The 21,709-nt window shown below is 43.3% G+C and carries 20 protein-coding genes; 6 read left to right on the top strand and 14 right to left on the bottom strand.

Annotated elements, in window-relative coordinates:
• Positions 1 to 18 precede the first annotated feature (18 nt).
• Positions 19 to 1,707: an arginine--tRNA ligase gene (gene argS / locus QZ371_RS01815; RefSeq protein ID WP_295208234.1), complete on the top strand. Its 1,689-nt coding sequence runs from the start codon at positions 19 to 21 to the stop codon at positions 1,705 to 1,707.
• Positions 1,708 to 1,750: 43 nt separating this feature from the next.
• Here argS and QZ371_RS01810 read toward each other — a convergent pair whose 3' ends face one another.
• Positions 1,751 to 2,554 carry a DNA glycosylase gene (locus tag QZ371_RS01810; RefSeq protein ID WP_295208232.1) on the bottom strand — a complete coding sequence of 268 codons (804 nt, stop codon included), beginning with the start codon at positions 2,552 to 2,554 and terminating at the stop codon, positions 1,751 to 1,753.
• 129 nt (positions 2,555 to 2,683) lie between these two features.
• On the opposite strand from QZ371_RS01810, the gene QZ371_RS01805 reads away from it, so the two are divergent.
• The 4 genes from QZ371_RS01805 (at position 2,684) to QZ371_RS01790 (ending at position 7,443) form a co-directional block, all read left to right on the top strand.
• On the top strand, positions 2,684 to 3,367 hold the full coding sequence (locus tag QZ371_RS01805; RefSeq protein WP_295208229.1) for a DUF6062 family protein: 684 nt from the start codon (positions 2,684 to 2,686) through the stop codon (positions 3,365 to 3,367).
• Positions 3,368 to 3,884: 517 nt separating this feature from the next.
• Positions 3,885 to 4,145 carry a hypothetical protein gene (locus tag QZ371_RS01800; RefSeq protein ID WP_295208226.1) on the top strand — a complete coding sequence of 87 codons (261 nt, stop codon included), beginning with the start codon at positions 3,885 to 3,887 and terminating at the stop codon, positions 4,143 to 4,145.
• A 131-nt stretch (positions 4,146 to 4,276) separates the two neighbouring features.
• Positions 4,277 to 5,068, top strand: a complete 792-nt coding sequence (gene rlmB / locus QZ371_RS01795; protein ID WP_295208223.1) for a 23S rRNA (guanosine(2251)-2'-O)-methyltransferase RlmB — start codon at positions 4,277 to 4,279, stop codon at positions 5,066 to 5,068.
• A gap of 5 nt (positions 5,069 to 5,073) precedes the next feature.
• On the top strand, positions 5,074 to 7,443 hold the full coding sequence (locus QZ371_RS01790; RefSeq protein WP_295208220.1) for a hypothetical protein: 2,370 nt from the start codon (positions 5,074 to 5,076) through the stop codon (positions 7,441 to 7,443).
• 52 nt (positions 7,444 to 7,495) lie between these two features.
• Here QZ371_RS01790 and QZ371_RS01785 read toward each other — a convergent pair whose 3' ends face one another.
• The gene (locus QZ371_RS01785; protein ID WP_295208217.1) at positions 7,496 to 8,170 is read right to left on the bottom strand and encodes a uracil-DNA glycosylase; all 675 of its coding nucleotides are present in this window, start codon (positions 8,168 to 8,170) and stop codon (positions 7,496 to 7,498) included.
• A gap of 503 nt (positions 8,171 to 8,673) precedes the next feature.
• On the opposite strand from QZ371_RS01785, the gene QZ371_RS01780 reads away from it, so the two are divergent.
• Positions 8,674 to 9,663 (top strand): tyrosine-type recombinase/integrase, encoded by a 990-nt coding sequence (locus tag QZ371_RS01780; RefSeq protein WP_295208214.1) that lies wholly within the window; start codon positions 8,674 to 8,676, stop codon positions 9,661 to 9,663.
• A 47-nt stretch (positions 9,664 to 9,710) separates the two neighbouring features.
• On the opposite strand, the gene QZ371_RS01775 is transcribed toward QZ371_RS01780, so the two are convergent.
• The 12 genes from QZ371_RS01775 to dxs form a co-directional block, all read right to left on the bottom strand.
• Positions 9,711 to 10,889 (bottom strand): U32 family peptidase, encoded by a 1,179-nt coding sequence (locus QZ371_RS01775; RefSeq protein WP_366558685.1) that lies wholly within the window; start codon positions 10,887 to 10,889, stop codon positions 9,711 to 9,713.
• 65 nt (positions 10,890 to 10,954) lie between these two features.
• Positions 10,955 to 12,355 carry an endolytic transglycosylase MltG gene (mltG, locus tag QZ371_RS01770; RefSeq protein WP_295208209.1) on the bottom strand — a complete coding sequence of 467 codons (1,401 nt, stop codon included), beginning with the start codon at positions 12,353 to 12,355 and terminating at the stop codon, positions 10,955 to 10,957.
• Positions 12,356 to 12,943, bottom strand: coding sequence for a 5-formyltetrahydrofolate cyclo-ligase (locus QZ371_RS01765; RefSeq protein ID WP_295208206.1), 588 nt, complete (start codon positions 12,941 to 12,943; stop codon positions 12,356 to 12,358).
• Complete coding sequence (locus QZ371_RS01760) at positions 12,934 to 13,476, bottom strand: DJ-1 family glyoxalase III (RefSeq protein WP_295208204.1); 543 nt, start codon at positions 13,474 to 13,476, stop codon at positions 12,934 to 12,936. The genes QZ371_RS01765 and QZ371_RS01760 overlap by 10 nt, the downstream gene beginning before the upstream one ends.
• A 19-nt stretch (positions 13,477 to 13,495) precedes the next feature.
• Positions 13,496 to 14,407, bottom strand: a complete 912-nt coding sequence (locus QZ371_RS01755) for a phosphatidylglycerol lysyltransferase domain-containing protein (protein WP_295208201.1) — start codon at positions 14,405 to 14,407, stop codon at positions 13,496 to 13,498.
• Entirely contained in the window at positions 14,404 to 15,078 is a 675-nt protein-coding gene (locus QZ371_RS01750) for a deoxynucleoside kinase (protein ID WP_295208197.1), read from the bottom strand. Before QZ371_RS01750 ends, QZ371_RS01755 begins: the two co-directional genes overlap by 4 nt.
• The gene (gene thyX / locus QZ371_RS01745; RefSeq protein WP_295208195.1) at positions 15,068 to 15,844 is read right to left on the bottom strand and encodes an FAD-dependent thymidylate synthase; all 777 of its coding nucleotides are present in this window, start codon (positions 15,842 to 15,844) and stop codon (positions 15,068 to 15,070) included. The genes QZ371_RS01750 and thyX overlap by 11 nt, the downstream gene beginning before the upstream one ends.
• Before the next feature lie 142 nt (positions 15,845 to 15,986).
• On the bottom strand, positions 15,987 to 17,663 hold the full coding sequence (gene recN / locus QZ371_RS01740; RefSeq protein ID WP_295208192.1) for a DNA repair protein RecN: 1,677 nt from the start codon (positions 17,661 to 17,663) through the stop codon (positions 15,987 to 15,989).
• Positions 17,663 to 18,145, bottom strand: a complete 483-nt coding sequence (argR, locus tag QZ371_RS01735) for an arginine repressor (RefSeq protein ID WP_295208189.1) — start codon at positions 18,143 to 18,145, stop codon at positions 17,663 to 17,665. The genes recN and argR overlap by 1 nt, the downstream gene beginning before the upstream one ends.
• Positions 18,142 to 19,020, bottom strand: coding sequence for an NAD(+)/NADH kinase (locus tag QZ371_RS01730; protein ID WP_295208186.1), 879 nt, complete (start codon positions 19,018 to 19,020; stop codon positions 18,142 to 18,144). Before QZ371_RS01730 ends, argR begins: the two co-directional genes overlap by 4 nt.
• A 30-nt stretch (positions 19,021 to 19,050) precedes the next feature.
• Entirely contained in the window at positions 19,051 to 19,854 is an 804-nt protein-coding gene (locus QZ371_RS01725) for a TlyA family RNA methyltransferase (protein WP_295208183.1), read from the bottom strand.
• The gene (dxs, locus tag QZ371_RS01720; protein ID WP_295208179.1) at positions 19,847 to 21,703 is read right to left on the bottom strand and encodes a 1-deoxy-D-xylulose-5-phosphate synthase; all 1,857 of its coding nucleotides are present in this window, start codon (positions 21,701 to 21,703) and stop codon (positions 19,847 to 19,849) included. The genes QZ371_RS01725 and dxs overlap by 8 nt, the downstream gene beginning before the upstream one ends.
• Between the last annotated feature and the right edge of the window lie 6 nt (positions 21,704 to 21,709).

Below are 21,709 nucleotides of genomic sequence, written 5' to 3'. Positions count from 1 at the left end.
GAAGGACGGAAAAATATAATGACTAATCTGATAAGCGACGCTTTTTCACAGGTCAAGGAGCTTGTGATGAAAGCAATGGGCGAACTGGTTGCTGACGGCACATTTCCGGCAGAAGCAATACCTGCCTTTAACACAGAGATCCCTGCCGATTCAAAGAACGGCGATATATCCACAAATGCAGCTATGGTCTGCGCAAGACCTTTCAAGAACAATCCAAGAAAGATCGCTGAGACTATCGTTTCGAGGATCGACCTTAACGGCTCATATTTTGAGAAATGTGAAGTTGCTGGTCCCGGATTTATAAACTTTTTCTATTCCGCTGACTGGTATGCAGAGGTAGTTTCCGCTGTTCTTGACCTCAAAGAAAAGTATGGTGAAACAGATATGGGCGCAGGCAAGAGCGTGCTGGTAGAATTCGTATCGGCAAACCCAACAGGCCCTATGCACATCGGTAACGCAAGGGGCGGAGCTATCGGCGACTGCCTTGCTTCCGTTCTTCAAAAGGCAGGATATGACGTTGCAAGAGAGTTCTATATAAACGATGCAGGTAATCAGATCGAAAAGTTCAAGACTTCACTTGAAGTTAGATATCTTCAGATTTACAAGCCTGAAACAGAGCTTCCTGAGGACGCTTATCAGGGACAGGATATCATCGACCACGCAAACGCATTCAACGAAGTTTATGGCGATAAGTATGTAAACGCTGACAGCGAAGAGCGCAGACAGGCGCTTTGCGATTTTGCGCTTCCAAAGAATATTCAGAAGCTTCACGACGATCTCGGCAAGTACAGAATACAGTATGACAAGTGGTTCAACGAGAGCACACTTCATAAGGACGGCTCTGTACAGAAAGTCATCGAGAAGCTTAAAGAGAGCGGTTACACATACGAAAAGGACGGCGCACTTTGGTTCAAGACCACAGATTTCGGCGATGAAAAGGACAGAGTTCTCGTTCGTGAAAACGGCGTGCCGACTTATCTTGTGCCGGATATCGCTTATCACTATAACAAGCTTGCTGTAAGAAAATTTGACAAGGCCGTGGACATTTTCGGCGCAGATCACCACGGCTATATCGCTCGTATCAAGGCTTCAATGACAGCCCTTGGCGTTGACGCTGACAGACTTGACATCGTTATTATGCAGATGGTAAATCTCGTGCGCAATGGTGAAAAGTACAAGCTCTCAAAGCGTTCCGGAAAGGCTATCACACTTTCAACTCTCCTCGACGAGATACCGATCGACGCTGCAAGATTCTTCTTCAATCTCCGTGAGCCTAATTCTCACTTTGATTTTGACCTTGATCTTGCCGTATCTCAGACAAGCCAGAACCCGGTTTACTATGTTCAGTATGCTCACGCAAGAATTTGCTCAGTCCTCAAGAAGATGAACGAAGAGGGCATCGAGGTCAAGAACCTTGACAAGGCAGCGCTCAGAGTGCTCACAGCACAGGAAGAGCAGGAGATAATCAAGCACATCGCAACGCTTCCAAACGTTATCAACGAGTCCGCAAAGGCTTACGACCCTGCAAAGATAACAAAGTATGTTATCGACCTTGCGACAATGTATCACAAGTTCTACAACAATTGCCGTATCAAGGGCGAGGCTGAGGACATTATGCAGGCAAGACTTTCACTTTCACTTGCCGTTAAGCAAGTAATAAAGAATATTCTTGATATGCTCAAGATCACTTGCCCTGAGTCAATGTAATAAAAACAAACCCGACTGCGAAATTCATCACAGTCGGGTATTTTTATGCTTCGAGATTTCTTATGTAATGGAAAAGATACTGTTGTGCAATGCCTTCAACGCCATTGACGCAGTCGGGAAGTCCATCCGGATACCAGTTCGCCATAACACGCTTGACCCACACATCTTTCGGGAAAGCGTCAGTCTTATAGAAGCCAAACAACAGCGTGCAGTCCGCAACCTTTGGCCCAACGCCTTTTATTTTCATAAGACTGTCACGGGCTTCGTCAAGGGGCTGAGATTTGATCGTCTGAAAATCTATCTCGCCGCCGAGAACTTTCTCAACAGCGTCCACAAGATATTTCGCACGGAAGCCTGAGCGCAGATATGCAAGGCTTTCGATAGTCTCCGACTTCATATCCTCCGCCGATGGATAGCCGCCGTAATGCTCACACAGGCGGTTTATAATGCCCTTAATTCTCGGGATATTGTTGTTCTGACTAATGATAAACGACGAAAGCGCTTCCCAGCTATCCTGCTTCAAAATGCGTATGCCACCTGCAAATACACAGGCTTTTGAAAGTGTCTCGTCCTCAGAAAAACGTCTTTTTAGCTCGCCATAATCAGTTGACAGATCAAAATAATCCGCCCACAGGTTTTCAAAATCGTCGGCCGTTGTATCGTGCAGTCTGAACACGCCTTTTTCGCTTTCTGAGCTTATAACAAGAGGATGATTAAGAAATGCGCCCTTATATGTATCATCGGCGATCTTTTCCCAGCGGAAAGCCTGTCCGCATTCCAAAGTTTCGTCGAGGTCAAAGTCAGATTGTTTCAGAATGATATCATTGCCTTTTTGTGTATAATCCATAATTTTCAGCTCCAATAAACAAGAAAAAAATCAAATTCTCTTGCAAAATCTTTCAAAAGATATTATACTATAAATAATAGTATTTTTCAAGCGGATAAAATTAACTTATTTCAGAAAGGATAAATATTAATGAGAGAAAGCATACTTACAATACCTGTCACCGATATATTCGAGCCGAAATGCGGCTGTCCCATATGCCGTCTGCGTGACACGCTGGAGCAAAGAACAGTTGAATACATAATGGGTGCGGCGATGATGGAGCCTGACGTGCGAATGGAGACCAACAAACTTGGCTTCTGCAAGACACATTTTGAGCAGATGAGAGCCTGCAAGAACAGGCTTTCACTTGCGCTTATGCTCCAGTCGCATTTGCAGGATATGCAGAAGCACATTTTCACACGCAAGAAAATGTTTGAGGGCAAGACAGCCAAACAGAAAAAGGTCTCGGCGGTCAACAACGAGTGCTTTGTATGCAGCAAGGTGGACTGGGGAATGTCAAGAATATTGGTGACGCTGTTTGAAATGTACGTTCAGCAGCGTGATTTCAGAAACCTCTTCGCAGAGCAGGAAATGCTTTGCCTGCCGCATTATGATCTGCTTGTATCAATGTGCACGGAGAATATGGACAAGAAGTATCAGAAGCAGTTTATCGACGCCTGCGGTGAGCTCACAAGCAAGTATCTTGACAGCCTTGAAGCCGATGTTTCACACTACTGCAAGATGTACGACTATCGCAACACAGGCGCAAATGCCGACTGGGGCAACTCAAAAGACTCTATCGAGCGTGCGATAAAATTTCTCACCACACGATAAGAAAATTTCGTTGGCTTTTCAATGATTTCGTTATCAAACAACTTTGGATAAAAGAACGTTTTTATGGACAGATAACTTGCAAATGCCGACGTTGTCCGTTGGAATTTTATGATGTGAGAAATAATGTACTCATAAAATACAATTGTAAATTTTGAACCGAACAAATTAATTTATCTGCAAACCACGGTAATTCGGCGTCCGGCAGGGCGGATATGTTGATAAGTCGGTTCGTTAATAAAGGTTTCACATTTGCAGCTGCATTTTTTGTAATTAAATTGTAAAATTTAATGTTTTTTCGTCGAAAAACTGTTGTTGACAAGTTTTCAACAATGGGACAAAGCCGAAAAAATCAATAGTTTTCAACGTTTTCAACAGACTTTTCAACAGAAAAACATATATCAAGTGTTGAAAACTGCGACTTTCAACAAATCACGGTTGAAAAGTTGAATATTTCACTTTTGACAGCCAATAATCAGAAATATAATCTATTTAATGGCAGCCAAAGGAGAAAATAAAAATGCTGAAGGGTATAAATAAACAAATAATTGAGATTAGATGTACAAATAGTGAATATTTCGATAAGATATTGTTATTTGTTAACTCAGAAAAAGGCGCAGTCCCGCAGGAGATTTTAAGAAAAAATGCAATGATTTTCGCTCAGGAGCTTACAAATAATGATGATATTCAGCGCAAAAATAAGCCGGGCAAATTTACTATATTAATGCTTGCCATATGCGTTGCGGTGTTCCTGCTAATGCTTGTTGTCCTGTGTATGTGATAATGATAAATAATAAGGATAAAATTTGTGTAAATCGTCGAAAGTCTCAAAAAAAACTCATTTGCTATTGGCATTTGAGTTTTTTTATGGTATAATTTATTGTGGTATATTTTTTTGAAAAGGAAATTTTTATGAATAATTATAAAGATAAGAAAAACCAAAATAAAGACGATGATAACGAGCTTCAGCTCATAATCGGCCGAAACCCAGTCATTGAGGCACTGAAAGCTAACAAGCTTATCGACACGATTTACATCAATCCCGAGGCCACAGGCTCGATCACATTGATCTGCAAAATGGCAAAGGAAAAGGGTATCAACATCAAGCGTGTTACCGATGTCAAGCTCAACAATATGAGCAGGGGAGCTTCACACCAAGGCGTTATCGCTATGGGCGCTTGCGCTGAATATGTGACTGTTGAGGATATACTCAGCCGTGCCAATGAGAAGGGCGAAGACCCATTCGTTATAATCTGTGACGAGATCGAAGACCCGCATAATCTTGGTGCGATAATCAGAACAGCGGAAGCGGCTGGCGCACACGGTATCATTATACCGAAGAGAAGAAGTGCTTCGCTCAACGCAACTGTTTTCAAGACGTCTGCCGGCGCTGCAAGCTGGCTGCCTGTTGCGAGAGTATCGAACCTTGCAGCGGCTATTGATATGCTTAAAGAAAACGGCGTGTGGATATACGGCACAGACGGCGCTGGACAGAGTTACAGCGAAGTCAAACTCACGGGGCCTATGGGGCTGGTCATCGGTTCGGAAGGCTTTGGAATGGGCAAGCTTATTAAGGATAAATGCGATTTTCTACTCAGTCTGCCTATGGCAGGCAAGGTAAATTCTCTGAATGCGTCTGTTGCAGCAGGAATATTTATGTATGAAGCTGTGCGTCAGAGAAATCTTGAAAGCGCTGGGAGGTAAAAACTTTGGCAGACAAATTTTCAATTGATGATATTTTATCTGAATACGGCGGCGGAAAGGCCGATAATAACGACGAGATAAAAGATTTCAGTTTTTCGCCCGATAGCGAAGTTGCTGACGAATCAGTCGATGAAGTTATCGAGGAGTATAGCACTAAGAACGATATCGAAACGGCTGAATCCGACGATCAAAGTGATGAAGAGGTCGCCATTGACAGCGAAAATGACAACGACTCCGATACCTATAATTATGACCCCATAAAGGGAAGTGACTTTGACGACGATCTTGCCGCCGGACAGCAGGAAGAAAAGAAGCGCAACGCCGAAAACGCTGCGATAATAAACAATCTTGCTAAGCACAAGACCGCAAAGGCTAACAAGAACAACGTTCCGCCCGTAAACAGGGTAAGCCTTAAAGACATCAAAATGGGTCTCACAGGCAAGATAATCCCTAAGACTGAGGAATTTGACAAGGCGCTTATCCCTGATGATGCAACTTATGAGGAGAAATCCTCTATACTTTCTCAGCACAGAAAGAAGAAAGTTGAGAATTTCGTGCTCAAAACTGATGAAGAGCAGGAAAAGGAAGAGGAGACACCTGAGGACAGCAAGAAGCCAACAGGGCAGTCGGAATTTAAAAAGTTTGACGACGCTCCAAAGATTCTTGACGATATCCTGCAAGTTAAGAGCAATCTTGTGCTCAGACTTTGCGTTTTGCTTTTCACAGGAATTTTCAGCACATTCATCACAATTGCAAACGACTTTGAACTTCCGCTTATAAAGACGTTCGACAGAACAATAACCCCTGCGGCTTATCTCTTCACGAACACCATACTGGGACTTATCTCCATTGCGGTTTGTTACACCGTGCTTATCGCAGGAATGAAAAATCTTTTCAAGCGCAAGGCTGACAGCGACACAATCGCAGCCATAGGAATATTTGCCTCAGTTATCGCAGGCATTGTAAACCTCTTCGACCCCGAATCTATACGTGACGGAATTTATCACGTTTATATCTCGGCGGCGATTGCGGGACTTATTTTCAATACCCTTGGCAAGCTTATGATCGTCAAGCGCACAGAGCGCAATTTCCGCTATGTTGCAGGGGATTTTGAACGCTATGCTATCACACCAGTTGATGATGAAGAGACCGCTCAGAACTTCACTAGGGGCGCTGTATCAGACGAGCCTAGACTTGCCGCAATGCGCAAGACCGAGTTCGTTGACGACTTTATGAAAAACAGCTATACCTCAGATATTTCCGACGAGTATTCCAAAAAGGTAAGCCCGTTCATACTCCTTGCAGGCCTTGTTATAGCTCTGCTTTCGCTTATATGCGATAAGGGTGCGGCAAATATGACAGAGCGCTTATTCGTTGCGCTGGCGGCATTCTCGGGCGTTATAACAATGTGTTCGTCATTTGCGGTAATGCTTATCGTGAATATGCCAATGGCAAGAGCAACCAAAAAGTATTTGCAGTATTCAGCCGTAATGCTTGGATATTCGGCTGTTGACGATTTTGCCGATACAAACTCAATGCTTGTTGACGGTGAACAGCTTTTCCCAAACGGAAGCGTTGAGCTTGCAAACCTCAAGCTGCTTTCGGCAATATCTATCGAGGACTGTATTCTTATGGCTGCAAGCCTTAGCTGCCAAGCGGGAAGTATACTCAAGCCAACATTCTACAAAATGCTCAGAGGTAAAACAGAAATGCTTTATCCTGTTGAGAGCTATATTTACGAGGACGGTCTCGGACTTTCGGGCTGGATCGAAAACAAGCGTGTGCTGCTCGGCACAAGAGAGCTTATGGAAAATCATTCTATCGATGGTCTGCCGTCAGAAGCAAAGGAAAAAGAATACGTCAAGGACAACGTTGCGGTATACCTTTCAATAAACGGCATTGTTGCGGCGATATTCGTTATCCAAGTCACACCGAACCTCTCTGTCACAAGGTGGCTGCAAGAGCTTGAACTGGAGGGTATCAAGACAGTTATCAGAACTGTTGACGGCTTCCTTTCACAGAAATTCCTTGCTGATCTGTTCGATATCGAAGAGGATACAGTAAAATTGCTCAGCTTCAGATATCACAAGGACTATGAAGAAGTCACGGAATATGTGCCTAAACAGTCGTCCTCAATGCTTTGCAGCGGACATTTTCCGTCGTTCGCAATGCTTATTATCGGCGCAAAGAGGCTAAAATTCACAGCTAATCTTGGCGCGGCGATTATGTACGGCGCAACAGGACTTGGCGCTGTGCTCACGCTGATAATGATGTTGACAGGTTCATTTGTACAGATAACTCCTTCGCTGGTGCTCATTTACAACCTTATCGTTGCGGCGGCTGCAATCGCGATACAGCATATCAAAAAGCTATAATTTAATACAAATAAAAAATACAACGCTCTGAATAAACAGAACGTTGTATTTTTTATTTGTCGCTGATAGTCCAATCTATCGGCGTTATGTTATTGTGTTCCAAAAAGTTATTAACTTTTGAAAAGTGTCGGCAGCCGAAAAATCCGTTATAAGCAGAAAGCGGCGACGGATGAGCAGCCTGAAAAACAGCGTGACAAGAATTGGTTATGAGGGGAGCCTTAGCCCTTGCATTTCCGCCCCACAAAATGAATGCAGTCGGGATATCACGCTCGTTGAGCTTCTTGATAACAGCGTCCGTAAGCTGTTCCCAGCCTTTGCCTTTGTGTGAATTGGCTTGACCGGCACGAACAGTAAGCACCGTGTTCATCATAAGTACGCCTTGCTTTGCCCAATCGGTCAATTCGCCATTATTAGGGAATGGCACGCCGATATCAGCGTTGAGCTCCTTAAAAATGTTTTGCAAAGACGGAGGCGGCTTAACGCCAGCCTTAACAGAAAAACAAAGTCCGTGAGCCTGTCCCGGACCGTGATAAGGATCCTGACCGATTATAACAGCCTTGACCCTCTCATAAGGGGTGTATTTAAGTGAATTAAAAATATCATACATATCGGGATAAACTGTATAATGAGAATATTCATATTTCAAAAATTGACGCAGCTTCAAATAATATTCTTTTTTAAACTCATCAGCCAGAATATCGTCCCAACTATTGCCTATGTGAACCATTAAACTGCGTAAAGAACAGTTCCAACAACAAGACCGAGCACAAGCGCTGCAACAAGTGCCAAAACTATGATCCTCATAATAAGAGGCTTTTTCTTATCATTCATTAACTATCAGATCCTTTCTTAAATTTATTTTATCATATCCTGCCGATAAAATCAACCTTTTTGAGACTATTTCTTTAAAATTAGCGCAAACTGTCCTACGGTTATTTGCTTTGTATAAAATAATAAAGTGGCTTACCACTATCCATAAGTAAACCACTTTATCCACCTAGACATATAAAGCAAAGGTTTTAACCTCGCCTTGTATATATGTTATCATAGTATTTTATGTTTGTCAATAGAAAGATTGATTTTTATGTAACATTCTTGTTTATGTTTGTCGCCACTGGAGTACTTGACAAAACCGCAGGAAAGTGCTATACTAATATTAACAGATGATTTCACTAAATAAAAATTTAGTGAAATACAGAGAAGTAATAAATATGAATAGGAGTTGTTTATATGAAGCAAGCATACATTGACGATTGTCCTTATTATCTGGACGATTTTCTTACAAATTTAAAGGTCGTGAAAGACCGTACCGATCGAACTGAGGAAGCTTATTTTACTGATATCCGAACCTTTCTCAGATATCTTAATATCAAGCACAAAAAAGTCTCCCGTGACGCTAAGTTTCAGTCTATCCCGATAAAGGATACGCCGCTTGAATGGGTGGAAAATTTCACGCTCAATGACGCTTACGTTTATCTGAAATATCTTAAAGACGAACGTGGCAATTCAACAAAAACAAGAGCAAGAAAATGCTCTGCGCTGAAACAGTTTTACACTTATCTGAATAAAAAAGCGAAACTTATCGAGACTAATCCTATGGACGATCTTGAATTACCGCATATAACCCAATCGCTGCCGAAATATCTTTCTCTTGAGCAAAGCCTTGCGCTGCTACAAAATATCGAGTCAAGCAACAAAGTCCGTGATTACTGCATTATAACGCTGTTTCTAAACTGCGGAATGCGTCTCAGCGAGCTTGTTGGCCTAAACCTCACCGATTACAGCCGTGATAACAGGACCCTCAGAGTGCTTGGTAAAGGCCGTAAAGAACGCATAATTTATCTTAATGACGCCTGCATTTCAGCTTTGGACGAATACATAAACACTACAAGGCCGCAGGTGGACGAATCGGCAATTTTCCTTTCATCAAAGAAAACTAGGATAAATAAGCGCCGTGTCCAGCAGATCGTCAGCGAACAGCTTGAACGTGCAGGGCTTAGCAACCTTGGCATAACCACCCACAAGCTCCGTCACACGGCCGCAACGCTTATGTATCAGCACGGCGGCGTTGACACCCTTGTTTTGAAGGATATCCTTGGTCACAAAAGCATTGCCACAACTGAGATATACACCCATTTATCCAATGAAAACATCAAGCGTGCAATGGAAGCGAACCCTCTCGCAAACGTGTCTGACGGACAGATAAAAAAGGAAAAATGACAATATCAAGAAAACAGAGTAAGGCACAAACCTCACTCTGTTTTTGGTTACTTTTTCATACGGATAATTGAATTTGCAGGGAAAATCAAGTCGGACTTTATGGACATTTTCATCGCTGCGTGATTAGCTGTTTCTATTGCGTTGTCATATTCGTCAAACATTTCGTCAACGGTAAATGTTATCGGCTCGGACACAGGCGACAGAACTTCGACTTCGTCACCCTTATTGAACTTGTTTTTCTGCGTGCAATAGATCCTGCCGTTTGAACAGCCTTCAACTACTGCGACAACATCATATTCACGAACGTATCCGCTGTTTTCATAATACTGACTTTCCTTCGGGTGACCAAAGAAAAATCCAGTGCAGTATGCCCTATGGCTCACCTTGAAAACTTCGTCTTTGAGCCATTGCGGCAACTCAAAATGCTTCGGATCAGCCTTGTATATATCCATTGCTTTTCTGTAAGCATTTGTAATTACTGACACATAATATGAAGATTTAGCTCTGCCCTCGATCTTAAAGCTGTTCACACCAGCCTCAGCCAACTTGTCAATATGGTTTATAAGACACATATCCTTTGCATTAAGAATGTAAGTTCCCTTTTCGTCCTCAAAAATCGGATAAAACTCATTTGTTCGCTTTTCTTCCATAAGGTGATAGCCCCAGCGGCAAGGCTGAGCGCACTCACCCCTGTTAGCGTCTCTGTTCACAAGATACTGGGAAAGCAGACATCTTCCCGAAAAGCTTACACACATTGCGCCGTGAACAAAACACTCAATCTCAAGGTCTTTAGGCGTTTTCGCTCTTATCTCAGCGATCTCTTCAAGAGAAAGCTCCCTCGCAAGGACTACTCTCTTTGCGCCCATATTGTAAAATTCATTGGCGGTAACGTAATTGACAATACCAGCCTGCGTGGAAATGTGTATCTCCATATCGGGGGCATACTTCTTAACCAGCGAAAACACGCCGATATCGTTCACTATAAGGGCGTCGATATTTGCGGCAACAGCGTCCTTGACAAACTGCTCAAGATGAACTATCTCATAATTATGTGGCAGCGTGTTGCAGGTCAGATATATCCTCTTCCCTCTTTTGTGAACTTCATCGCTCGCCTTTTTTAAAAGTTCTGCGTCAAAGTTGGCAGAGGCGGCTCTCATTCCGAAAGCCGTTCCGCCGAGATAAACTGCGTCAGCGCCGTAATCAAGCGCTGCGTACAGTCTCTCCATATCTCCGACAGGTGATAACACCTCTAACAAATTATTTTCTACCATTAATTTCAATCCTTTAGCTGCTATTCTTTTGCAAGCCCTGCCTTAACAAGGTTCTTTTCGTGCTCCTCAAGGGTCTTAGCATAGAATGTTTCGCCTGTCTTGAGGTTATTACAGAAGTAATAATAATCTGTCTTTTTAGGATTAAGCACAGCATTTATTGCGTCGATTCCGGGGTTGCATATCGGGCCTGCCGGCAGACCCTTGCACTTGTATGTATCATAGCACTCAGTATAATGCTCGATAGAAGCCGTGTTGTCAGCCTCAACTTTGATAACGTTCTTGATGTAGTTTGAAGTTGTATCAGACTGGAGCATTGGATAAGTGTCAGGATCGTCAAGTCTGTTAAGGAAAACAGAAGCGACCTTCGGCATTTCATCCGTTGAAGCTGCCTCAAGCTGAACGATTGAAGCAAGGGTCATAACCTCGTTTAGATCCATACCCGACTTTTCGATCTTTGTCTTGAGTTTTTCATACTGCTTCTCAAACTGATCTCTTATCTTCTTTGTGACGTTGCTTGCGCTGTCCTCAACATAGAAATCGTAAGTTTCCGGATAGAAATAGCCTTCCATACGATAGAACATATCGCTGCTGTCAGTAAGCTGCTTTTCAAATTCATAACCCTGATCTTTGTTGAACTCAAAGAGAAAATCCTCAGCGGTGCAAACGTTATTCTTTTCAAGCTTTTCTGCAATAGAAAGCAGATTTTCGCCCTCGGCAAAGGTGATCGTAACAGTCTTATAAGACTCTCTCATCTGCGAAAGCGCCGTGATAATGCTTGAATAGCCGCTTGAAGGTCTCAGCGTGATATCGCCAGGATAAATAGTCTCAGGCTTTTCGATCTTGAGTGCAATCATAAAGAGCTGCTTGTTCTTGATAACGCCCTCATTTACGAGAATATCAGCGATCTGACTGTTTGTCGAACCCGACGGGATATTAAATCTGATATCCTCGTCAGACTTGCCGATACCATAGTATTCCATACCCATTGAGATTCCACCAACAGCAAGCACCATTGAAACCGTAAGTATCACCACAACAAGGATAATTCCGCCAAACAGTGAATTATTCACCTTGCTTTTTTTCTTCTTGGTGGACTTTACCGCCTTTTTATCCTTAGGCTTTTCTTCCTTCTTGACAGGCTCTATGACAGGATCGGACTTTTTCTCGTCCTCTTCCTTTTCTGTCTCAGCCGATACATCTTCGCCTTCTGTCGTATCATCAGATTCATCAAGCTCCTGCACGCTGTCAAGAATACTTGGCTCTGACTTATCCTTAAGAGCCATATCCTGCACATCATCGGCAGAAGCATCTGCAACAGTTTCATTATGTACGTCAGACACGTTTTCCTCGGCGGTATTGGATTTTATTTTGGAGTTGACGTCATTTACAATGTCATCAACATTAAAATTCATATCGTCCATTTATTCAACTTCCTTTCCTTCAGTTCTGAGATCATAAATGTATTTATCTGTAAACAACATATCCACCGATATGTCAAAACTGTCGTGTATCAATTGCTCGCTCATACAGTTTTCATAGCCTATACCTATCTTCAAGCCGTCAAAACCAGCAAGAAATCTGTCATAAAAGCCCATTCCAAAGCCCAGCCTGTAACCTGCTTTGTCATATGATAGGGCAGGCACAACACATATGGCCTTGTGAAAATCCTCCAGCAGCCAGCAATTCTCGCTTGGCTCATAAATGCCGAAACGGCCTTCTTCAAGTTCTGCCCTGCTGTTTATCCTGTAAAAGCTCATTGCGTTGCCGCTTTTTGCACATCTCGGGCACAAAACGATCTTGCACTTCAAGCTTTCCTCTATGATAAGACTTGTATCTACCTCGATATCAGAGGACACATACGCAAGTATCATTTCAGCCTCGGCAAACTCACGGCTTTCAAGAAAACGCTTTTGCACAGCGATATCAGCGCTTTTTCGTCTATCACTATCCATTTGAGCCCTTATCTCTTTGAAATGCCTGCGCAACGTTTTTTTATCGCTTATCTGCATTGCAGACCTGCTTCAAGAGCCTCAGACTTTTCCTTTGAAACAAGAAGCTCCACAAGCTTCAATGCAAACTTTGTGCTGCAACCGGCACCCTTTGCGGTTATGAACTTGCCGTCAACCGCAACAAGTCTTGCTGAATGTATCGCCCCTATCAGCTCTTTTTCATAGCCAGGGAAACAGGTGGCATATCTGCCCTCAAGGAGACCCTTGTGACCGATTATTGAAGGAGCGGCACATATTGCGGCAATATATCTGTTATTGTCAGCGCAGTAATCAACAGCGCCGAGCACGTCGGGATTAGCCTCGAGATTTTTTGTTCCCGGCATACCGCCCGGCAGAACGATCATTTCAAGATCATCATTGAGCACGATCTTATCCACCGTTGTGTCAGTCTTGACGGGAATGTTATGTGCACCGACAATAACATCTGAACCCACGCCGACTGTTTGTACCTCAACGCCTGCACGTCTCAGAATATCCACAGGAGCAAGGGCTTCAAGCTCCTCAAATCCATTAGCAAGAAATACATAAACCATAATAAATGACTCCTTTCACTTATTTAAAGGTAATAACATTTTTATTCAGCAGGAATGCAGGATTGTAAGAAAGCTTTGATTTTCTCAGCCCCTCTATTCCAAGATCCTCTTCCCTGTTTATATATTTAAGATCAGCCGCATTGTGCTTTGCAAACTGATTGCAAAGCATTGGGTATGCGCCCTGTATTTCCGAAACAGCCTTTTCGATATGCACCACAAAAGTGTCGGAATTAAGCTGTTCGCCTATGGTAAAACCAACGATCTCGCCATTCTGTCTCAACACAGCGCCTTTCAATCCAAGCTCTTCAAGATTTTCAAGAAACAGCCCGATAGCATACTGTTCAACGACAGCGGAGAAATCATCATAGCTTTCATTCTTGTTATAAAACTCTGTCGAGAACGCTATACATTCATCTATAAGATCAGCGGAAAGCTCTTGATATTCCCAATCGTTATCCATAAAACGCTTGATATGATTGCGCTTGCCGTGATATTTTTTACCTTTGAGCTCGATAAGATCGCTGGAATTGTAAATATAATCACAGTTGTCACGATCAAGCTCGCAGGTGATATTGTCTTTATAATATTCTTTCAGCCACTCTAAATGTTCATCTGTCACCGATGAAATAATAAGCGGTCTGCCCTGCTTTTCAACGTCCTTTTTCAGTTCACCAAAAAGCTCGATATACTTTTCTTTTCCATTATCATCAAGCTTTACGCCTGTCGGAAAAGTGAAGTAAGGCTGTCCGTTATCAAATGAGCAGCTTATATAGAAATCCTTGTAATGCGTTATTACGGTATCATTCAGTCTTTGCCACGCCAAATTGTTGGCAAAGCTGTATTCACAGCCACGAAAATCGGATATTTTAAGACATTCGCTTATCCAATCCTTATCGTTTCTCTGAATTTTCCTAAAATCCAAATTTATCACTCTTTACTATTCTCAATAAACCCCATTATCTCCCCGAAAATCTCATCTCTTGAAAGAGGCTTGTCTCCATAGCTGCAATCAACGATCTTCCAGCCCTGTTTCTGAGCCGTGAACAGCGCAGCTTTTCTGCATTTATGGAGATACTCAACATCAGCCTCGTGAATATCTTTCTTCGTTTCGTCGCCATTATACCTGCCCGACATAAGTTTTTGCGATATCTCCACAGGCATATCAAGAAAGATCACCATATCAGGTCTTGGCAATTCAAGCTTGCCATATTCATAATCTTCCAGCCAGCGGATATAATCCTCCCACTCACTTTCGGGCAACTTTGTCATCTGATAAATGCAGTTTGAAGTAACATACCTTGCCGCCAATATCAGAGTGCCCTCTTCGTAATCCTGCTCCCAAAACTGCTTATAGCAGGCATATCTGTCAACAGCATAAAAGCTCGAAGCCGCATAGGCATTAACGTCAGCAGGCGTTCTACCTATCTCGCCGCCAAGATACATTTTTACCAATGCAGAGGAGGAATTGTCATAATCGGGAAAGCTTATTGACTTATGTTTTATACCATTATCAGTAAAATATTTAGAGATACGCTCAAACTGCGTTGATTTTCCGCAGCCGTCAAGTCCTTCAAGGACTATAAGCGACGATCTATTTTTCATTTTTCATATCCTCGTAAAACTGTTTAACTTCTTTTATCTTTCCGCAAGTCATTTTGCCCTCGGGACACTTGCCTGTCATAACGCAGGAAGGACCGGCGTTAGCAAAAAGCGTTGGCGCAACATGTCTACAAAGTTTCAGCATTTCATCAGCCACAGCTTTTATCTCCCATTGCGCCCTGTTGCAGCAGCGGTGCTGAAAGAAATTGAACAGGCTTCTGACATTCATCGTAACAACGATCTTTGTCTCGCAGGCATTCGGCAGAACGAATCTTGCGTCCTCATAAGCCTTTTTCTTTGCCTTTTTAACAGCCTCGGCCTCGTCAAGACCCTGCGCCATAAAAGTTTCAGTATGCGTTTTAGTCAATATATCAGCGATCTTGTTATAGCTTTCAAGCAGATTGTTCATTTGCTTGTCAAACTCAGCCTTTGCCTCGGGCACAGCCTCTATCTCCGGCGGAGTTATAAAATCAAAGCCATTTTCATTTACATATCGTTGACTTTTTTGTGAATAGGAAGCTATCCTGTGTCTCACAAGCTGATGTGAACAGGCACGGGAAATGCCCTCTATACCGAATGTAAAGGAGACGTGCTCCATAGGGCTTTCGTGACCGATAGAAACCAGCATTTTAATAAATTTCTGCGTTTTCTCGTCGTCAAGTCCCTCTCTTAATGAGCCAATATCGCTGCTTGAATAGCAAAGCTTTGCAGCAGTCGCAACGACCTTTTCGGGCTCGGGCGTATGAGCAATCAGTTCAACCTTCATCATTCAAAATCCTTTCCACATATTTATTATATTATACCATTAAAATGCGGATTAGTCAACAAAATTCTTATATTTTCATTGTTTATGACGCAAATATACAAAAATCGGCAAACAGCCACATTTTTACAGCTATTTGCCGATAAAACTATTTCATTATATTCTCAGCGTCTTTAAGATACTGTTCCGCATTTTCAAGCATAAGCTCGGTGATATTATCACCGCCCATAATTCTTGCGATCTCCAGCTTTCTGTCCTCAAAATCAAGAGTTCTGACCGATGTGACAGTTCTGTCGCCAACGATATTTTTCTCAATAAGCAGATGATTATCAGCCATAACAGCCATTTGCGCAAGGTGGGTCACGCAAAGAACCTGTCTGAGACGTGATATCTGCTTTAGCTTAATGCCGATCTTTTGCGCCGCACGACCGCTGACGCCTGTGTCGATCTCATCGAAAATAAGCGTGCCGATACTGTCCTTTTCTGCGATAACGTTTTTAAGCGCAAGCATAATTCTCGAAAGCTCACCGCCAGAAGCTATCTTCGCAATAGGCTTTGGCTCTTCGCCAACATTGGCAGAAATAAGAAATTCGATCGTATCCATACCATTGATGGTGAGCTTGCCCCTCTGCTGATCTACGACCAGCTTGACCTTTGGCATATTAAGAAACTCAAGCTCTTCCGTCACCTGTGCAACAAAACGCTCGCCTGCTTTTTTGCGGTATTCAGAAAGCGTCTTTGCCTTCTTTGAAACTTCCGCCAAAAGCCTGTCCTTTTCTTTGTTGAGTTCGTCAAGATTTTGTTCAGCACCGTTAAGCTCGCTAAGCTCGTTCTCAGCATTTTCAAGAGTTTTCAGCACATCATCAAGCTCAGGACCATATTTTTTCATAATGCGCCTCAGCTCATCAGAACGTTGATTGAGATAATCAAAACGCTTCGGGTCAACATCAAGGCTGTCAAGCAATGCTCCCAGCTCTTCCGAAATATCTTCCATTTCGATAGCAGCAGAACTAAGTCTATCATAAAGGGGCGCAATATCAGACATTATGTCAGTATAGCCCATAAGCGATTGTGACGCACGCTGAGTTATCTCCACAGCCCCGTCGGTATCATCATCACCCGAAAGCATTTGCCTTGCCGCAAAAAGCGCCTCAGAGATCGCCACAGCATTCTTTGAAACGTTAAGCTCCGCCCCGATATTCTTATCCTCGTTTGGCTGGATATTCAAAGCCCTTATCTCCTCAGCGATCTCGGTAAGTTCAGATATACGGAACTCTTTCTTGTCCTGCTCGGCTTTGAGCTTGTTTATCTTCTTTGCAATCTGCTGAAGCTCACGGAAAGATGTTCTGTAATCCTCGATAAGCGCTTCCGATTCCGCATAGCTATCAAGGATATTTATGTGCTTTTCGGGCGCCATAAGTATCTGATTATCGTGCTGGCCGTGTATCGTCACAAGGGTCTCGCCGATCTCTTTAAGTACAGAAACATTCACCGCTCTCGAGTTCACCCTTGCGGTGCTGCCGCCGTCAGAATTTATCTCTCTTGTAAGAAAAAGTTCGCCCTCATCACAGCTTATACCGAACTTATCAAGCACTTCTTTCACATTGTCGCCTAGGTCAACAAACTGCGCCGATATAACAGCCTTGTGTGTTCCCGTTCTGACAATGTCCTTTGTGACACGCTGACCGAGAATTGCGTTGATACCATTGATAAGTATAGATTTACCTGCGCCAGTTTCGCCTGTAAAGACATTCAGCTTGTCGCAAAAATCAATAGTCGCTTTTTCGATTACTGCAAGATTTTCAATATAAAGTTCTTTTAACATTATTCATCAGACTCCTGCGATGTGGGGATTATGATTTTTTTCAAAGTGTCGGTCATATCAGAAGCAGCTTTTTCCGTCCTCATAAGCATAAAAATGGTGTCGTCACCAGCCAGCGTTCCGACAACATTTTCAAGACCAAGATTATCAAGCTTTGCGCATACCGCCTGCGCCATACCCGTGTGACACTTGACCGCAACAGTATTCAGCGCATAGTCAACAGACACCACGGCTTCGGAAATTATCCCGAAGATCATATTGCCATTCTGCCCAAGCTGCTCTTTTTTCAGCGCTGGGGTACTGTATTTATAATTGCCGTCGCTGCCTATGGTCTTGACAAGTGAAAGCTCACGGATATCCCTTGAAACAGTCGCCTGAGTAACTTTGAGCCCGTGCCGTTCAAGAGCGTCACGCAAGTCCTCCTGAGTGGATATATTCTCATCTGTAACAAGCTGGATTATCAGCTTTTGTCGTTGATTTTTCATATTCCGTCCTCCGTTGACTCTTTCAAAGGCTGCATAAGTTTTTTATTGATCGAAGAGAAAAAGCTTCCGCCGCAGATATCTATGATATCCACAAAATATTCCGACTTTGACGCCACCACCATATCCTGTGCCGACAATCTGTAAACGTTGTTTCCGTCAACGTTCACGATTGCGTGAGAGCCCGTGCTGGTGTGACATTTCACCTTCATCACGCTGTCCTCTGAAAGTATCATAGACCTTGCAAAGAGCGAATGTGCGCATATCTGTGTGAATTCAATGCACTTCATTTCCGGCTCGATAATTGGGCCGCCAGCCGACATTGAATAAGCCGTGGAACCAGTAGCAGTCGATAAAATAACGCCGTCAGCACGAAGAGAAGATATCACTTTGTCATTTTTTGAGACCTCAAAATCAGCGATCTTGCAGTCGTCAGCCTTTGTCACCGTCACATCATTAAGAGCAACGAACGACAGCTGCTCGCCCTGCTCAGTCAAGACTTTAACATCTAACATCATTCGGCGACTGAGTGTATATTCACCGGCAAGAAGCTTGTCAAGCAGCTGGAGCTGGGAATGTTCCAGCGACGCCATAAAACCAAGTCTGCCGCAGTTTATGCCAAGAATAGGCTTTGAAAACTTCGAGCTTTTGAGGGAACATTTAAGTATCGTGCCGTCGCCGCCGATCGCAACGATAACATCACAGTCATTTATCAAGTTGTCCTCATTGCCGAAAACTACGTTTGCAGCGCTGAACACATCTTTATATTTCTCGCTCATAGAAAGCTCAGCACCCTTGCTTGCAAGGATATCGCAGGCAGCCGAGGTGTATTCATAACAATGGGTCTTATCAAGATTTGGATAAAGATAAATTTTCATAAAGCGCAGCCTCCTTCCTGCAAATTCCAGCTATACATTTTTAGCAAAAGCTGCTTTAACAAAAGTCTTAAGATCAAGCTTCCCGAGCTTGTCGTTTGATAGATCGCATTTTTTAAGGTAAGCAAGATACTCTATGTTGCCGTCGCCGCCCTTTATTGGCGAAACAGCAAGACCTTGAACAGCAAGACCGCTTGCTCTAAAAAAGCTTATCAACTCATTCAACACCCTAACGTGATCCTTCTGATCTTTCACAATGCCTTTCTTATTGAGCGCTTTCTTACCTGCCTCAAACTGGGGCTTTATAAGCAAAACCATTTCTCCGTTATCGCACAAACAGCTCACGAGGCTAAGCACAACAAGCTTTAGTGATATAAATGACAGATCACCAGATATGAAGTTGATTTGCTTGTCAAAGAAATCAGCTGTCAAGTTTCTAGCATTTACACCTTCACAATTCTTGACTTTACTATTATTTTTTAAACTTTCATCAAGTTGGTCGTGACCGACATCTATCGCATACACAAATTTGGCTCCGTGCTCAAGCATACATTGGGTAAAGCCGCCCGTTGAAGCGCCAATATCCGCACAAACCTTGTTATTCAAATCAAGTTGAAAAACTTCACAGGCGTGCTCAAGTTTCAAACCGCCCCTGCCGACAAAATTCATTCCGTCGTCAAGACATTCGATATCGTCCTCATCGCTGACCTGCATTGCAGGCTTAGTTGAAACGCTTCCGTTCACCTTGACAAAGCCGTTTTTGATAAGCTGCTTTGCACGCTCACGGCTTTTTATGCCGCAATTCTCGGTGATATAAACATCAAGTCTGTTAGTCATTTTTCAAAAAGCCCTCAACTGTATCAGCCATTTTTTCTGCCGAAAGGCCAAGCTCGTCCAAAAGCTTTTCACACTTGCCGTGCTTAACAAATCCGTCAATGGCAAACTGAGCCACGTTCGGACAGATAGCCGCATACTTTTCCGAAATGCTGCCGCAGGAATATGCTTCCTCAAAAAACAGCACAGCGTCATACTGCGACATTATTTCGATTATTTTATGCTCTATTGGAAAGATCGTCACAAGCTTCAAAGCGTCGCATTTGATATCACGATTGCGCAGTATCTCGATCGCCGTAAATAAATTGTTCGTCAGCCTGCCATATGTCACCAGCAGAACTCTTGCGTCGTCGCTACGGCGATAAACAAAATCTGTCGTTGAATTTGCCTTGTCATAGACAGAAACATCGTTGCCCCTTGGATATCGCAGAGCGCAAATACCCTTGTCTTTTTCAACAGCTTTATGCAGACATAGCTTTAGCTCTTCATAATTTGAAGGCGAATATATAGTTATCCCAGGCACAGCTGTGAGGAATGACACATCAAAAATGCCTTGGTGGGTCTCTCCGTCGTCGCCAACAATTCCAGCCCTGTCAACGCAAATAACTGCGTGGCAGTCTTCGATCGCCATATCGTGGATAAGCTGATCGTATGATCGCTGTAAAAATGAGGAATACACCGCAAACACAGGCACATAATCCATTGAAGCAAGGCCTGCGCAAAACGTTACGGCGTGCTCTTCCGCAATGCCAACGTCGAAAAATCTCTCAGGAAACTGCTTTGCAAAATACTGCAAGCCCGTTCCGTATTTCATTGCAGCAGTAACAGCGCAGATACGCTTGTTTTTGCTGCCCATTTCGCAAAGCTCTTTGCCCATAACTGACGAAAAGCTGTCAGAAAGCACAACATCTGGATTGCCCGTTGCGATCTCAAATGAGCCAACGCCGTGATATTCGCCCGGGTTGGCTTCAGCAGGGGCATAGCCCTTGCCCTTAACAGTATTGACGTGCACGAAAACAGGCTTATTTACGGCCTTTGCCGCCATAAGTCCCTGCTCGAGCTCTTCAAGATTGTGTCCGTCGATAGGGCCGATAAACACAAATCCCAAGTCCTCGAACATCGTGCTATGAAGTATCATATTTTTCAGCGCATTTTTTGAATTGCGCACGGCATTTTTCACAGGCTTGCCGACAATCGGCGTTTTGTCAAGAGCACGCTCTACCCTGCCCTTTGTGCGCTGATAGCTTTCTTTGGTGCGCATTGTGGAAAGATATTTCGCCATTCCGCCAACGTTTTTTGATATCGACATCTCATTATAGTTAAGGATAACGATAATGTTGGTGTCGCTCTTTCCTGCATTGTTAAGCCCCTCGTAAAGCTCGCCGCCTGTTGAAGCACCGTCACCTACCACCGCAATAGTGTGGTGGACTCTGTCGCCACTAAGCTTCAGTGCCGTTGCGATACCAAGCGCCGCAGATACAGAAGTCGAGCTATGGCCGCTAATAAAAGCGTCGTGAACAGATTCATCGGGTCTGCAAAAGCCCGAAATTCCGTCCTCTTGTCTGAGTGTCTTAAACTCTTTTAATCTGCCTGTAAGTATTTTATGCGTATAAGCCTGGTGGCCAACATCCCAAACGATCTTGTCCTTTGGCGAGTCGAATACCCTGTGGATAGCCATAGTAAGTTCAACAGTTCCAAGATTTGAGGCAAGATGACCGCCGTTTTTTGAGACTGTATCTATCAGAATTCTCCTTATATCGCCGCAAAGAGCTTCACATTGCTTAACATCAAGCTTCTTAAGATCGGCAGGCAAATTCATTTTATATAGATCAGGCTTTTTATTATCCGTCATTTTTTT

Source organism: Ruminococcus sp. (assembly GCF_019423705.1).
Classification (GTDB): Bacteria; Bacillota; Clostridia; order Oscillospirales; family Ruminococcaceae; genus Hominimerdicola.
The sequence above is the reverse complement of the archived record's forward strand: the minus strand, read 5'-3'. Positions and strand labels throughout refer to the sequence as shown.

Bases quoted from the DNA above. Each gene is read 5' to 3' on its own strand.
- QZ371_RS01800 (WP_295208226.1), top strand. From the start codon at position 3,885: ATGCTGAAGGGTATAAATAAACAAATAATTGAGATTAGATGTACAAAT.
- argR (WP_295208189.1), bottom strand. From the start codon at position 18,145: ATGAAAAATCAACGACAAAAGCTGATAATCCAGCTTGTTACAGATGAG.
- QZ371_RS01765 (WP_295208206.1), bottom strand. From the start codon at position 12,943: ATGCAGATAAGCGATAAAAAAACGTTGCGCAGGCATTTCAAAGAGATA.
- QZ371_RS01785 (WP_295208217.1), bottom strand. From the start codon at position 8,170: ATGGTTCACATAGGCAATAGTTGGGACGATATTCTGGCTGATGAGTTT.
- QZ371_RS01805 (WP_295208229.1), top strand. From the start codon at position 2,684: ATGAGAGAAAGCATACTTACAATACCTGTCACCGATATATTCGAGCCG.
- QZ371_RS01730 (WP_295208186.1), bottom strand. From the start codon at position 19,020: ATGAAAATTTATCTTTATCCAAATCTTGATAAGACCCATTGTTATGAA.
- recN (WP_295208192.1), bottom strand. From the start codon at position 17,663: ATGTTAAAAGAACTTTATATTGAAAATCTTGCAGTAATCGAAAAAGCG.
- argS (WP_295208234.1), top strand. From the start codon at position 19: ATGACTAATCTGATAAGCGACGCTTTTTCACAGGTCAAGGAGCTTGTG.
- QZ371_RS01780 (WP_295208214.1), top strand. From the start codon at position 8,674: ATGAAGCAAGCATACATTGACGATTGTCCTTATTATCTGGACGATTTT.
- dxs (WP_295208179.1), bottom strand. From the start codon at position 21,703: ATGACGGATAATAAAAAGCCTGATCTATATAAAATGAATTTGCCTGCC.
- QZ371_RS01725 (WP_295208183.1), bottom strand. From the start codon at position 19,854: ATGACTAACAGACTTGATGTTTATATCACCGAGAATTGCGGCATAAAA.
- QZ371_RS01760 (WP_295208204.1), bottom strand. From the start codon at position 13,476: ATGGTTTATGTATTTCTTGCTAATGGATTTGAGGAGCTTGAAGCCCTT.
- QZ371_RS01810 (WP_295208232.1), bottom strand. From the start codon at position 2,554: ATGGATTATACACAAAAAGGCAATGATATCATTCTGAAACAATCTGAC.
- mltG (WP_295208209.1), bottom strand. From the start codon at position 12,355: ATGGACGATATGAATTTTAATGTTGATGACATTGTAAATGACGTCAAC.
- QZ371_RS01775 (WP_366558685.1), bottom strand. From the start codon at position 10,889: ATGGAGAGACTGTACGCAGCGCTTGATTACGGCGCTGACGCAGTTTAT.
- rlmB (WP_295208223.1), top strand. From the start codon at position 4,277: ATGAATAATTATAAAGATAAGAAAAACCAAAATAAAGACGATGATAAC.
- QZ371_RS01750 (WP_295208197.1), bottom strand. From the start codon at position 15,078: ATGAAAAATAGATCGTCGCTTATAGTCCTTGAAGGACTTGACGGCTGC.
- thyX (WP_295208195.1), bottom strand. From the start codon at position 15,844: ATGATGAAGGTTGAACTGATTGCTCATACGCCCGAGCCCGAAAAGGTC.